13 protein-coding genes are annotated in these 13,513 nt (G+C 64.3%); 6 read left to right on the forward strand and 7 right to left on the reverse strand.

Going from position 1 to position 13,513, the window contains the following annotated elements; translation table 11 throughout:
* Window positions 1-291 precede the first annotated feature (291 nt).
* A complete protein-coding gene (locus J0I79_RS32145; RefSeq protein WP_292869264.1) occupies window positions 292-909 on the reverse strand; it encodes an outer membrane protein in 618 nt (205 codons plus the stop codon).
* Between the two features lie 424 nt (window positions 910-1,333).
* Between J0I79_RS32145 and J0I79_RS32150 the strand changes: the two genes are divergently transcribed.
* Entirely contained in the window at window positions 1,334-1,597 is a 264-nt protein-coding gene (locus J0I79_RS32150; RefSeq protein WP_292869267.1) for a DUF6460 domain-containing protein, read from the forward strand.
* Between the two features lie 3 nt (window positions 1,598-1,600).
* Here the strand turns inward: J0I79_RS32150 and J0I79_RS32155 are convergent, their stop codons facing one another.
* Complete coding sequence (locus J0I79_RS32155; protein ID WP_292869270.1) at window positions 1,601-2,503, reverse strand: histone deacetylase; 903 nt, start codon at window positions 2,501-2,503, stop codon at window positions 1,601-1,603.
* Between the two features lie 133 nt (window positions 2,504-2,636).
* Between J0I79_RS32155 and J0I79_RS32160 the strand changes: the two genes are divergently transcribed.
* The gene (locus tag J0I79_RS32160; protein ID WP_292869273.1) at window positions 2,637-3,977 is read left to right on the forward strand and encodes an MATE family efflux transporter; all 1,341 of its coding nucleotides are present in this window, start codon (window positions 2,637-2,639) and stop codon (window positions 3,975-3,977) included.
* On the opposite strand, the gene J0I79_RS32165 is transcribed toward J0I79_RS32160, so the two are convergent.
* Window positions 3,970-5,049, reverse strand: coding sequence for a quinone-dependent dihydroorotate dehydrogenase (locus J0I79_RS32165; RefSeq protein WP_292869276.1), 1,080 nt, complete (start codon window positions 5,047-5,049; stop codon window positions 3,970-3,972). The genes J0I79_RS32160 and J0I79_RS32165 overlap by 8 nt on opposite strands.
* A complete protein-coding gene (locus J0I79_RS32170) occupies window positions 5,046-5,396 on the reverse strand; it encodes a DUF952 domain-containing protein (RefSeq protein WP_292869279.1) in 351 nt (116 codons plus the stop codon). Before J0I79_RS32170 ends, J0I79_RS32165 begins: the two co-directional genes overlap by 4 nt.
* A 163-nt stretch (window positions 5,397-5,559) precedes the next feature.
* Between J0I79_RS32170 and J0I79_RS32175 the strand changes: the two genes are divergently transcribed.
* Together J0I79_RS32175 and J0I79_RS32180 are read left to right on the forward strand one after the other, a co-directional pair.
* On the forward strand, window positions 5,560-5,994 hold the full coding sequence (locus J0I79_RS32175; RefSeq protein WP_137929520.1) for a hypothetical protein: 435 nt from the start codon (window positions 5,560-5,562) through the stop codon (window positions 5,992-5,994).
* 126 nt (window positions 5,995-6,120) lie between these two features.
* Complete coding sequence (locus J0I79_RS32180; protein ID WP_292869283.1) at window positions 6,121-6,780, forward strand: response regulator transcription factor; 660 nt, start codon at window positions 6,121-6,123, stop codon at window positions 6,778-6,780.
* Between the two features lie 25 nt (window positions 6,781-6,805).
* On the opposite strand, the gene J0I79_RS32185 is transcribed toward J0I79_RS32180, so the two are convergent.
* Together J0I79_RS32185 and J0I79_RS32190 are read right to left on the reverse strand one after the other, a co-directional pair.
* Entirely contained in the window at window positions 6,806-8,086 is a 1,281-nt protein-coding gene (locus J0I79_RS32185; protein ID WP_292869285.1) for an MFS transporter, read from the reverse strand.
* A gap of 104 nt (window positions 8,087-8,190) precedes the next feature.
* Window positions 8,191-8,847 carry an O-methyltransferase gene (locus J0I79_RS32190; protein WP_292869288.1) on the reverse strand — a complete coding sequence of 219 codons (657 nt, stop codon included), beginning with the start codon at window positions 8,845-8,847 and terminating at the stop codon, window positions 8,191-8,193.
* A gap of 95 nt (window positions 8,848-8,942) precedes the next feature.
* Between J0I79_RS32190 and J0I79_RS32195 the strand changes: the two genes are divergently transcribed.
* Entirely contained in the window at window positions 8,943-9,578 is a 636-nt protein-coding gene (locus J0I79_RS32195) for a TetR family transcriptional regulator (protein ID WP_292869290.1), read from the forward strand.
* 37 nt (window positions 9,579-9,615) lie between these two features.
* Here J0I79_RS32195 and J0I79_RS32200 read toward each other — a convergent pair whose 3' ends face one another.
* Window positions 9,616-13,125, reverse strand: a complete 3,510-nt coding sequence (locus tag J0I79_RS32200; protein WP_292869293.1) for a PAS domain-containing hybrid sensor histidine kinase/response regulator — start codon at window positions 13,123-13,125, stop codon at window positions 9,616-9,618.
* 183 nt (window positions 13,126-13,308) lie between these two features.
* Between J0I79_RS32200 and J0I79_RS32205 the strand changes: the two genes are divergently transcribed.
* The coding region (locus J0I79_RS32205) for an MscL family protein (protein WP_292869296.1) at window positions 13,309-13,513 on the forward strand (205 nt) is incomplete at its 3' end.

Here is a 13,513-nt window from a genome sequence, read left to right on the forward strand (position 1 = left end):
GGCTGGCCAACATAGTTCTTCATGATGTCGGACGCACAGCGCGCCAGCGTGGCGGCGATCGCGATCAGGACTATCCTGCCGGTCCGAAAGCCGGCGCGCTGCATGAACATTGGCGATTCCCGTGATCAAAATTCACGCGCGGGACCTAGATCGCGAAGATTACATCGACATTGCGACCGGGCCCGGAAAGGCTTTCTCCAGAAAAGACGCCGATGACAGGCATCGAAAACGACAAGATCGCGCGATGCTGTTGCGTCATCGCGCGATCGAGGTCAGCCACTCGCTGCGTGTCTAGAACCGGTAATTGATACCGGCTTTCAACTCGTGGCTTCCGATCGTCTCCTTGGACTTGCCAAGGGCCGATGTCGTTTCCACCCCGGGGGTGCGGACATAGTCATATTCGATCTTGGCGGAGAGACCGCCGGCAAAACCCTGCTCGATGCCGGCGCCGACGAGATAGCCGACCTTCCATCCGTCGGTGCTGGTGACATTGTCGCCCTTGCTGAATTTGGTCAGCGCGACGCCGCCTGTTCCAAACAGCAATGTCTGGTCGAAACTCAGGCCGGCCTTGGCCTTGGCCGCGCCGCGCCATTTTTCCTTGATCTTGCCGCCTTGCACATCATGCTCGGCGCCGCCCAGATAGGAGCCCTCGATCTCGGCGCCCAGCACCGCCGGACCCATCTGCTGGTTGTAGCCGGCCTGGATGCCGCCTGCCAGACCGTTGCGGCCGGCAAACGGATTCGGCATGCCCGTGAAGGCCGTGCCGCCATGGACGCCGACATAGGCGCCGCTCCACTGGAAGGCGGGCGGATCATTGTAGGTGGGTGAAAGGTCGGCGGCCATCGCCGGCCCGAGAAGGCTGAGGGCGAGAGCACTCGCCGAAAGGACAATCTTTGCTTGAGAGGACACGAGCATTACTCCAACACAAACGCGCATCCGGCAAATCGGTACGCAGGTTAATTCCCTGGGAATCCGGCCGTTGGGGCGGACGGGCTCCGATTGGTGTCTTCCAGGGATGGTTGCGCGGTTCTGGAACCGGCTTTCGCCGGTGCGGTGGGGGCCAGGGGCGTCCGCATGGCCAGTCACCTGAAAGACGCAGCCTATGTCGCAGGCGAAAATTGCACGCACATTGCGCAAAATTCGAAAATTACGATTTTGTGCTTTATTTTCAATAAATTATAGCGGATGTGTTTACCCGATATTAAGACTTCGCTCTGTCCGTCCTCGGCGGGTGGAGTGGGCCGACCGGGCCGCGTTGGCTTGATGGATGGCCGTCAAGCACGTATCTCTGGGCCGTGCCCATGAGTCTGGGCATCTCAATCGGGAGACGGCCTTGTCCGCACTGACGCGCTTTCTCGGCGACTCGCCGCTCAGGGTTGTCCTGAAGCTGCTGGTGGTGTCGTTCCTCGTCGGCCTTGTCATGAACGCCTTCGGCTGGTCGCCGATGGACGTCTTCTACGGCATCCAGAAATTCTTCATGGACCTCTGGAACCTGGGTTTCCATGCCATCGACCGCTTCCTTGGCTATATCCTGCTGGGCGCCGCGATCGTCGTGCCAGCCTTTATCCTGCTCAGGATCGCTAACTACCGGAAGTGATCTTCAGGCATAGTCCGACGCGACCTCGAACAGGATCGCATGGCGCGCTGCCAGCGCTGGTACATCGGTGGAATAGCCGCCGCCGATGACGCCGCAGACCGGAATGCCCAGTCCGCGAAAGTGGCGGATGACCATTTCATCGCGGCCGCGCAGGCCGTTGTCGGAAAGCGCCAGCCTGCCAAGCCTGTCCTCTGCATGGACGTCGACCCCGGCATTGTAGAAAACGATGTCCCAAGGCGCCTGTGCCGACAGTTCCGGCAGGATGGCGGCAAGCCTTTCGACATAGGCGGCGTCTCCGGTGCCGTCCGGCAGCGCGACATCGAGATCCGACGCGATCTTGCGCGCGGGATAGTTGCGGTCGCCATGCATGGAAAAGGTGAACACGCGCGGATCGGCGGCAAGAATGTCGGCGGTGCCGTCGCCCTGATGCACGTCCAGATCGACGACCAGGATGTTTTGCGCCGCGCCTTCGGCAAGCAGCACCAGCGAGGCGACGGCGACATCGTTGAAGGTGCAGAAGCCGGCGCCCTGCGCGCGCCGTGCATGGTGGCTGCCGCCGGCGGTGTTGCAGGCAATGCCGTGGCGCAGCGCAAGCCGGGCGGCCAGCACCGTGCCGCCCGTGGCGAGCCGGGCGCGCAGCGAGACGCGCGGACCGACCGGAAAGCCGATTTCCTTCTCGATCTTCTCAGGCACGGCGCAGGCAATGACCTGGTCGACATAGTCCGCCGCGTGGGCAAGCTTCAGCCATGAGGTCGGCGCCGGTTCCGCGACGTTGAGCGCGTCATGCCCGGCCAGCCCGCGGGCACGCAGGGTCTCCATCAGCAGCGGATACTTGCTCATCGGGAAGCGATGGTTGGCGGCGAAGCCGGCGTCGTAGTCGGGATGATGGACGATCTGCAAGGACATGAACGGGGACCGGCGGGCTCGCGCCAGACTGGGGATTTCGGTTGGTCGTAAGGGCATGGGTGATTGCGCGGTGGCCGGAAAATGGGGCACATCGGCGCATCGATCAAGCAGCAATCAGCAAGGCAGCAATCCCTTGGACAAGGGCGCAACCCCAGCCGACGCCAGATCCTTCGTCGTCACCAACCGGTCCGTGCTCGCCATAGCGGTGCCGATGACGCTGGCCTATCTGACGACGCCGCTGCTCGGCATCGTCGACACCGCCGTTGTCGGACAGTTCGGCGATGCTGCGCTGTTGGGAGGCCTGGCGGCTGGCGCGCTGGTCTTCGATGTCGTCTTCACCACCTTCAACTTCCTGCGCTCCGGCACCACCGGCCTCGTCGCCCAGGCTTTTGGTCGCGGTGACGCGCTCGAGGAGCAGGCGGTGCTGTGGCGCGCCGTGCTGATCGCGGTGGTGGCGGGCGTGGTTCTTGCCGGCCTTGCGCCGCTGTTCGCCGTTGGCGGGCAGTGGTTCATGGGCGCCGAGCCGCGCGTCAGCGCGGCCATGTCGGTCTATATCCGCATCAGGCTTTTGGCCGCGCCCTTCTCGCTGATCAACTACGCCATACTGGGCTATGTGCTGGGACGTGGCGAAGGCGGACTCGGCCTGATGCTGCAGGCCGTGCTCAACGGCATCAACATCCTCTTGTGTTTCCTGCTTGGCCTGGAACTCGGCTGGGGCGTCGCCGGTGTGGCCTGGGCGACGGTCACCGGCGAATTCCTGGCTATGCTGCTTGGGCTGGCCATCGTCCTTCGCCGCTTCAGCAGATTGGAGCGGCCCTCGCGCCGGCGCATCCTCGACCTGCCGGCTTACCGGCGCATGCTGTCGCTCAACCGCGACATCATGATCCGCTCCTTTTCGCTGCTTGCCGCCTTCGCGCTGTTCACCCGCCAAGGCGCCCAGTTCGGCACGGTGACGCTCGCCGCCAATGCGGTGCTGATGAACTTCTTCCTCATCGCGGGCTATTTCCTCGACGGCTTCGCCACGGCCGCGGAGCAACTCGCCGGCCGCGCCATCGGCGCGCAGGCCGAAACGCCTTTCCGGCGCGCCGTGCGCCTGACGCTGATCTGGGGTTTTGGCCTTGCCGGCGCCGCCACGCTCGTCCTGCTCACGGCAGGCGCTGGTCTGGTGGCATTGGTCACCACATCGGCCGATGTCCGCGCGGTCGCCGACACCTATCTGCCCTGGGCCGCCTTCACGGCGCTGAGCGGCGTACTGGCCTTCCAGATGGATGGAGTCTTCATCGGCGCCACATGGTCGCGCGACATGCGCAACATGATGCTGGTGTCGTTTCTCGTCTTCAGCGCCGCGCTCATCACCCTGGCGCCGGCCTTCGGCAACAATGGCCTGTGGGCCGCGCTGCATGTGTTCCTGCTGGTGCGCGGGGTGAGCCTGCTGGCGGTGTTGCGACGCAGGGTGCGCACCGCGTTCAGCTGAGCGGCTTCGATGCCCACTGGTCGAGGCGGCTGTCACGCAACGCGCGTATCGACGTGAGTTTTTCCGCTTCGGCAAAACGCGCCATGCCGGCGACGATACGGCCAGGCAGCGCCGGGCCGGCATAGATCATGCCGGTGTAGAGCTGGACGAGATCGGCACCGGCGCGGATCTTCTCCAGCGCTCCATCGGCGCTGTTGACCCCGCCGACGCCGACAATGGCCATGTCAGGCCCGAGCAGCTTGCGCATCCTGGCCAGCACGATGGTTGACCGTTCGAACAGCGGCTTGCCCGAAAGGCCGCCCATCTCGTTTGCCGCGCCGCCGCTGCGCAGCACAGGGCGCGAAATCGTGGTGTTCGAAACGATGATGCCGTCGATCCGTTTCTCGGCGACTTCGGCGGCGATGTCCTCCAGTTCCGCTTCGACCAGGTCCGGCGCGATCTTGAGAAACACCGGAGGCTTGGCTGGTGCCTTGGCGCGCGCGGCCATCACCCGCGACAGCAATTCACCGAGCTGTTCGCGCGCCTGCATGTTGCGCAGTCCCGGCGTATTGGGCGAGGAGATGTTGACGGTGAGATAGCCGGCGTAGGCCGCGAAGCGGGCGACACCAAGTTCGTAGTCGCCGATGCGATCCGCACTGTCCTTGTTGGCGCCGATGTTGACGCCGACGATGCCGCCACGCCCCTTGCGCGCGGCAAGGCGTTTCTCCGCCGCCAGGTGGCCTTCATTGTTGAAGCCCAGCCGGTTGATCACCGCTTCGTCCGCCGTCAGCCGGAAGATGCGCGGTTTCGGGTTGCCGGCTTGCGGCAACGGCGTGATGGTGCCGACCTCGGCGAAGCCGAAGCCCAGTCCAAGCAGCGCGTCGGGCACCTCGGCATTCTTGTCATAGCCGGCCGCCATGCCGAGCGGATTGGGAAAATCGAGGCCGCAAAGGCTGACCTTCAGCCTGGTGTCGCGCACGGCCCGGGCACTGACCGGCAGGCCACAACGCAGCGCCGCGATGGAAAGGCCATGCGCGGTTTCCGGATCGAACGTGAACAGCAGCTTCTGGCCGATCCGGTCGAGCACGCTCATTCGTCCTCCAGCACAGGGAACTGGTGCGCGCCGTCGGCGCCGAGCGGCAGCGGCTTGACCCACAGTACGGTCTTCAGGTCGAGCACGTCATAGAGGTGCGGAAACAGCGCGCCGCCGCGCGAGACCTCGTATTTCAGCGCATCGCCGAGCCTGGCGCCGTCAATGGCTATGAGCAGAAGTCCGCTTTGGCCGGCAAAATGCTTGGCGGCGGTCTCCCTGGCTTGCGTGGCGGTGGAGAAGTGGATGAAGCCGTCGGCGATGTCGATCGGCGCTCCGGTGAAGCGACCCTTGGCCTCGGCCTCGCGCCAAAGCGTTTCAGGCGCTATCTTGTAGATAATCTGTGACATGGTTGCGCTATAGAGCAGTTCCAGGAAAAGTGTGAACGGTTTTCCGTCCGGAATTGCGTCAGAATGAGTCCGAACCAGTGGCGCGGGGAAGGCCAATGCCTGGGCTCTTCCCCATTTCCGGCGCAAACATGCGATATCTCAGGCTTTGGCCATGGAGGACAACATGCGTCTGCAGCACATCTTGATCCCCGCCGCGCTCGCCTCGCTCGTCGCGGCCTCGGCATATTCGGAAGAAACCGACCGCTACCGGCTTGAGAAGTCGGACAATGGCTATGTCCGCATGGACACACAGACCGGCGCCATGTCGATCTGCCAGGAGCACTCCGGCCAGCTCGTCTGCAAGATGGCGGCCGACGAGCGCGCCGCCTATCAGGACGAGATCGATCGCCTGCAAACCTCGATGAAGGCGATGGACGAGCGCGTCACCAAGCTGGAGAATTCGCTCTCCGCGCGCCTCGAATCGAAGCTGCCCAGCGAGGAGGATTTCAACCAGACGATGAACTACATGGAACGCTTCGTGCGCGGTTTCATGGGCATCATGAAGGATATGGACAAGGACAAGGGCGACGGCGCCCAGCTCAATTCGCAGAAGACCTGAGTGCTCTATCCAGAGGAAAACGCGGCGCGCTGGCTTTGCTGCTTGAAAACAGCGCGCGGCCCCTCATAATCGTCCAACTGGCCCCGGAAAAAGCCTTGAAATCAGCGGGGGTTCGGGGAGGGACATTTGCCGTCAGGCTATTCTTTCGTCATCGCCGACGATCATCCGCTGTTTCGTGGTGCGCTGCGCGAGGCGCTCGCCGGCATCGGCAATGTCGCTGCCATCCATGAAGCCGGCGATTTCGAGAGCGCCAAGGCGCTGGTCGTCGCCAACGAGGATGTCGATCTGGTGCTGCTCGACCTGTCCATGCCGGGCGCCAGCGGCCTCTCCGGATTGATCTCGCTGCGCGGCATCCATCCGGCTGTGCCGATGGTCGTGGTGTCCGCGCATGACGATCCCTCGACCATCCGCCGCGCCCTGGAGCTCGGAGCTTCCGGGTTCATCTCCAAATCGGCCAGCATGGAGGACATCCGCGCGGCGGTGCTTTCGGTGCTGGCCGGCGATATCGCGGCCCCCGCCGGCATCGATCTCGGCGTCGAGCGCGACCCCGAGATTTCGGATCTGATCAAGCGGCTGCAGGCGCTGACGCCGCAGCAGACCCGCGTGCTCGGCATGCTGGCCGAGGGCCTGCTCAACAAGCAGATCGCCTATGAGCTCGGCGTCTCCGAGGCGACGGTCAAGGCGCATGTCTCGGCCATCCTGCAAAAGCTCGGCGTGGACAGCCGGACCCAGGCGGTGATCCAGCTGTCCAAGATCGGCGGCGATCCGCTCCAGTCCGTCGGCTGAACGCCTGCCCCAGATTCAGGACGTCTCAGCGATAGTTCTCGACGACCGAACCGTCCTGCTCCATCGTGGCCTCCAGCATCGCTTCGGCATCGACACTCCCTGTCCGGTATCGCGCCCTCCCGATCGCCGCGCCAAGGCCGAGCGACGCGATCGCCACCAGCGGAATGCCGGCGAGCCACGGCAGGCGCGGAGCCAGCGCATAAAGCGCGGTGCCGATCGAAGGTCCAAGCGAATCCTTGAGGTCCACCGCCACCGACGAGGCCGCCATGTAGGAGGCACGCCGTGACGTTGGCGCCAGCGCGTTGACCGCGGTCGGCACCAATGGCCCGACCAGCATCTGAGCCACCGCGCAAAGGCTGACGGCGGCAACCAGCGTGATCATTGCCGGCGAGGCCGCGAGCAGTGCGAAAGCACCGATCGTCGAAAGCCCGGCGCCGACGGTCAGCCAGAGCGCGGAGCGCGTCTCGGCGAAACGGCTCACCAACATCTGCAGGCCCACCGTCAGCGCGGCGGCATAGGCAAACAAGGCGCCGATGCCGGACGGGCTCAGCGTGCCGGCATCCTGCGCATAGAGCGGGATGACGGCTTCGATCCAGTTGCCCGAGATCTCGAACAGCACGACCCAGGCGAGCAGCTTCGCCAGGCGGCCGTCGCGAAAGGCCGGCAGCAGCGCCGACAGGCCTTCCTCCTCCTCTTCGTCGTCCCGATCGCTGGCGCCCTCGCTACGGCCGATCGTTTCGGAAAGGGCGGCCAACATGACGACGCCGCCGAAAACGAGCACTCCGCCGGCGGCGAGGAACACGCTGCTGAGCGAGATCAGCGCCAGCAACGCGCCGCAGGCCGGTCCGAGGATCTGCCCCGCGCTCGAACTCACCCGTGCCATGCTGAACCAGCGCGGATGCGCCGATGGCTCGGTTACGTCGGCGATCGCGGTCAGGATCGTCGGGTGAAGCACGGACTCGCACATGCCGGTCGCCAGAAGCACGATTGCCGTGGTGACAACGCCATGGACGAAGAACAGCGCGATGAAGCCGCAGCCGACGCCGAGCGACGAGAGGATCAGCACGGGCCGGCGTCCGACCCGGTCGGCGATGCCGCCGATGAGCGGCGCGGCGACAAGCTCGCCACCGGCATAACAGCCGAACAGCAGCCCGATCGCGCCGATGGGGATGCCGGCCTCGCTGCTCGCCCAGAGCGGAAAGAAAGGCACCAGAGCGCCATCGGCAAAGCCGGCGCAGAAGAACAGGAAAAGGCCAAGCAGAGCGGGGCGCGGCAGCCCGCGCCCCGAAGACGGAATTACAGTCATGATGTCACCTACGCGTCAGAGGCCCGAAAGCCAGGGATTGCGCGTTGGTTGACGTTAACGCCTACGGCCGCCGGAGAGCGGCATATCAGTCTGTTACCGGGTGTTCAGCCGAGCCGCATCGACAGTTCCACATCGTCGCCGAACGGTGTCGACATGTAGCCGCCTGCTGGCGAGCGCACCCGCTCGAGATAGTCCGGCGAGAAATCGGCATTGTCGGCGACAACAAGCGCACCGGGCCTGAGCCGGCTTTCGACCAGGCTGAGGATGTCGGGATAAAGTGCCTTGGCTCCGTCGAGCAGCAGCAGGTCGATCGTCTCGGGCAAGTCGGCGCTCAGCGTCTCCAGCGCATCGCCCTCGCGAATCTCGACCAGGTCGACAAGGCCGCCTTCGGCCAGATTGGCCTTGGCCCGCATCACCTTGGAAGGCTCGAATTCGGTGGTGATCAGGAGGCCACCGCCATTGTCTCTGAGCGCTGCCGCCAGATAAAGCGTCGAGACACCGAAAGACATGCCGAACTCGACGATGACGCGCGCGCCTGTGCCGCGTGCCAGCATATAGAGCAATGTGCCGGTCTGTGGCGAAACCGCGAGCCAGAGATCCTTCATGCTGCCGTAGAAATCGACATATTCGGTCTTGCTCGTGATCAGCCGGGCCTGCTCTTCGCGCGAATAGGCCGCCATGGCCGGGCTTGTCGCCTGGCTGGCTTCCTTGAACAGCCGGGCAAGCAACGGGGCGAGCGGGGTTCCGGTCAGGGTGTTCATGGGTGGTCTCCGGTCGGGAGTGAATGCGTTGTTGCGTTGCCCCGGAAAATACGAATAATCCTTCAGGTTTTCTATTCGCATTCCCGAGCGCCTTCATGACTCAACGCCCAAGCCCTTCAATTTCCACCCGAAAACAACCCAAGCAGGCTCGCGCGACAGAGCTTGTCACGGCTATTCTCCAGGCGGCTGCTCAGGTTTTGGCGAGTGAAGGCGCGCAGCGTTTCACCACGACGCGGGTGGCCGAGAAGGCTGGCGTCAGCGTCGGCTCGCTCTACCAGTATTTCCCCAACAAGGCGGCCCTGCTGTTCAGGCTACAAAGCGACGAATGGCGGCAGACCACCGAGCTTCTCTGCGGCATCCTGGAGGATGTCGGCACGCCACCCTTGGAGCGAATACGCAGACTGGTGCACGCCTTCATCCGCTCGGAATGCGAGGAAGCGGCGGTGCGCGGGGCTCTGAACGACGCCGCCCCGCTCTATCGGGATGCGCCCGAGGCTCGGGACTCTCGAGCCAGGTCTGATCGCACCGTCCAGCTGTTCATGCGCGAGACGCTGCCCGAAGCTCCCGACGCAGTCTGCATCATGGCCGGTGATCTGATACGCACGACGCTGAGCTCGGTGGGAGCGGAATATTCCGAAAGTCCGCGGACCGGGGCCGAGGTCGAGGCCTATTCCGATGCGCTTGCCGATATGTTCTGCGCCTATCTCAGAAGCCTGGGGCATAGGGGCTAGACGAATCGGGCACAGCCGCGACCGGGCGAAGGCGTCGTCACTCCGCCGCCGGCGCTAGGGGCCTGACCCTTGCCATCATTGAGCGCAGCACGGCCGGTTTCAGCGGTTTGTTGATCACCGGCACGTCGAGCTGGCCTGCCGCGGCACGTACCTCGCTGGAGCGGTCGGCCGTGACCAGGATGCAGGGCAAGTCCTGGCCATAAGCCGCGCGCAACTTGCCGATGGCATCGAGCCCGGTGCCGCCGTCGAGATGATAGTCGGCGACCACCAGATCTGGCCTGCGGCCACTTGGCGTGACCGGATTTTGCGATCCCGTTTCTGTTTCCACGACGCAGCCCCAGCCTTCGAGCAGCAGCCGCATGCCGTCCAGGATGCGGACGTCATTGTCGATGCACAGCACATGCAGGCCCGACAGCGACGCCACCGAGCGGGAAGGGGTCCTGGTTTCGATCTCGCGTCGGGGCTCCTGAACCGCCGCCACCGGCAGGATGACGGAAAAACGCGTTCCCTTGCCAGGATTGGAGAAGATGCGGATCTCCAGCCGCAACACGCGGGCGATGCGGTCGACGATGGAGAGGCCGAGACCAAGGCCCTCGGCCTCGCGGGCGCCTTCGTCGAGCCGCGTGAACTCGTGGAAAACGGTGTTCAGTTTGTCGCCGGCGATGCCGATGCCGGTGTCGATCACCTGGATTTCCGCGAGTTCGCCGCGCCGCCGCACGCCGACCAGTATGCGGCCGTGCCGGGTGTATTTGATGGCATTCGAGACGAGATTCTGGATCAGGCGCCGCAGCAGGTTGCGGTCCGTCATGACAACAAGCGATGACGGCATGATCGTCAGCCCCAGCTTCTTCTCCGCTGCCAGCGGCCGGAAATCATTGCCGATCTGTCGCAGCAACTCGTCGAGGCGGAAGGCGGTGTCTTCCGGCTTCATAGCGCCGGCATCTAGGCGAGAAATGTCGAGCACGGCGCCCAGAATGGTCTCGACCGATTCCAAGGAGGATTCGATGTTGACGGCCGCCTTGCCGGCAGGCCCCTTGCCGGCCTTCTCGATCAGCGACGAGCAGTAGAGCCGCGCGGCGTTGAGCGGCTGCAGGATGTCGTGGCCGGCGGCGGCGAGGAAGCGGGTCTTGCCGAGATTGGCCTCCTCGGCCAGCATCTGCGCCTGCGCCAGTTCCTCGTTGACCCGGGTCAACTCCTCGTTGACCCCGGTCAGTTCGATGGTGCGCGTCTTGACGCGCTGTTCCAGCGATTCATTGGCGCGCTTCAAGGCCAGGTCTTGCTCGACGCGTCCGGAAATGTCGGCATAGGTGGCGACGATGCCGCCGTCCGGCATCGGGTTGGAGCGCAGTTCCAGTATGCGGCCGCTGGTCTTCAGCTCCATCTGCCAGGGGCTGACGAAGCTGGTCAGCCGGTTGAGCATGGCCACCCTCTGGTCGGCGGGTATGTCGCCGCGCTCGGCCAGGTGCCGCAGGATCCGGTCGAGCGAGACGCCGACCTGGCCCATCTCGTCGGGCAGGTCGAACAGCGACCGGTACTGCCGGTTCCAGCAGATCAGCCGGAAATCGCGATCGAAGACGGTGATGCCCTGCTCCATCTGGTCAAGCGCGATCTGCAGGAGGTCGCGATTGTGCTGCAGCGCTTCTGTGGCGTCGTCGAGCAGGCGGAAGGCATCGCGGGATTCGCGATCATGGCGGCGGAACAGCAGCGACAGGATCAGCCGCGCCGAGGAGGAGCCGACTGCGCTCGCCAGCAACTGTTCGGAGAAGCGGATGACGTCCATGCTTGCCGGCTCCTTGCCGTGCAGCGTGGTGGCGCTGGTTTTCTCGAACGACTGGAAGGAGCGTTCCGTGCGCTCGACGCCGAGATAGCGCCCGATCGTGTCCTTGAGGTCGTTGACGGTGATGGCGGTGCGGAAGCGGCGCAGGCTGGGCATCGGGCCGGCATCCCGGGGTACGAAGATGGATGCCTGGATACGCTCCAGCGGAACCGATGCGCGCGACAGCGAGCCGAGCACGAAGAACACCGCGTTGATCGACAAGCTCCACAGCACGCCATGGTTCAGCGGCTCGGCAGCGGTGCCGAACAGCGCCTGCGGTCGCAGCGCCTCGAAACCGAAAAGGCCGTGCGCGATGATGTCGGTATCGGGCGCCACAAGCGACGGCAGAAGCAGCGTGTAACCCCAGACGAGGATACCCGCCACCATGCCCAGCGCTGCGCCTCGGCCGTTGGCGCCGCGCCAGATCAGCCCGCCGACCAGCGCCGGCGCGAATTGCGCGATCGCCGCGAAGGACATCAGGCCGATCGACGACAGGCGCGCGCTGTTGGTGCTTTCGCGGTAGTAGAGGAAGGCGATGAACAGCAGAATGAAGATCGCCCCGCGCCGCACATTGAGGATCAGGGTCGACCAGTCCTCGGTCTCGGAGGTCGAGGTCTTGAGCAGGCGGCGCACGAAGAGCGGAATGACGAGGTCGTTGGAAATCATGATCGACAGCGCCACGCTCTCGACGATGACCATGGCGGTGGCCGCCGACAGGCCGCCGATGAACGCCGCCATCGCCAGCACATCATGGCCGCTGAACAAAGGCAGCGACAGCACATAGAGATCGCTGCTGGTGCCGGTGCCCACCAGCGAAAGGCCGGCAAAGGCGATCGGCAGCACGAACAGGTTTATCGCCACCAGATAGAGGGGAAACACCCAGGTCGCGGTGCGCAATTCGGCTTCGCCGCGGTTCTCGACGATGGTGACGTAGAACTGCCGCGGCAGCATGATGACGGCGCAGCCGCTGAGACCTGTGAGCACCAGCCATGTGGCAAGCGAGGTGCTGTAACCCATCGCCTGCCGGACCTGCGTGTTCTGCGCGAGCTTGTCGAACATGTCGCCCGGCCCGCCGAAGATCAGGAAGGTGACCATCAGTCCGATCGCCAGGAAGGCGGCGAGCTTGACCACGGTTTCGACCGCCACCGCGAGCACCAGCCCGTCCTGGTGCTCGGTGGCGTCGGCGTGGCGTGTGCCGAACAGCACGGCAAACAGCGCCAGCAGCATCGCCACGACCAGCGAGATGTCACTGACGAACGGATCGAAGGAGGGCGGCGAGCCGGTATAGTGCTCGACCATCAGGCTGACCGAACCGGAGATCGCCTTCAGCTGCAGCGCGATATAGGGAACCGCGCCGATGGTGGCGATCAGCGTGGCGATCGCGGCGACCGTAAAACTCTTGCCGTAGCGGGCGCCGAGGAAGTCGGCGATCGAGGTGATCTTCTCGCTCTTGGCCAGCCGCACGATGCGGTTGAGCAAGGGAAAGCCGAACACGAAGACGAGCACGGGGCCGGTATAGATGCCGAGGAATTCCAGGCCGCGTTCCGAGGAAAGGCCGACCGAGCCGAAGAAGGTCCAGGATGTGCAGTAGATGGCGAGGCTGAGCGCGTAGATCAAAGGCCGCGCCCGGCCCGGCCCTGATATGGCTGAACGGCGGTCGCCCAGGCTGGCGATGGCGAACAGCAGCGTCACATAGGCAATCGCGATGATGACGATGAACAAGCCCTGCACGCCGGCAACATCCTCCCTGCGCCGATTTCCGACCCGGCTTGGCCGAACGCAACCACAGCTTGGTGGCCGAGTCCATCACGCCTTTCGGTGCATCGAGGCGGTGATTTCCGAAATCTGCCGCTGGGGAAGGATAAACCGGTTGTTTTCCGCTATTTACCCATGTTGCAACCAAAGGTTTTTGTTATGGTGTGCGTGGTCGGTGCCGGAAAGGTGGGAAACGGCAGCGCGGCCGGTCACGACAAGGAGGGTCTAATGCTGAAAGAATTCCAGGAATTCATTTCCAAGGGCAATGTGATGGACTTGGCCGTCGGCGTCATCATCGGCGCTGCGTTCGGCAAGATCGTCGAATCCCTTGTCAACGACATCATCATGCCTCTTATCGGCGCGC

It is taken from the genome of Mesorhizobium sp., from assembly GCF_017306585.1.
Taxonomy (GTDB): Bacteria; Pseudomonadota; Alphaproteobacteria; order Rhizobiales; family Rhizobiaceae; genus Mesorhizobium.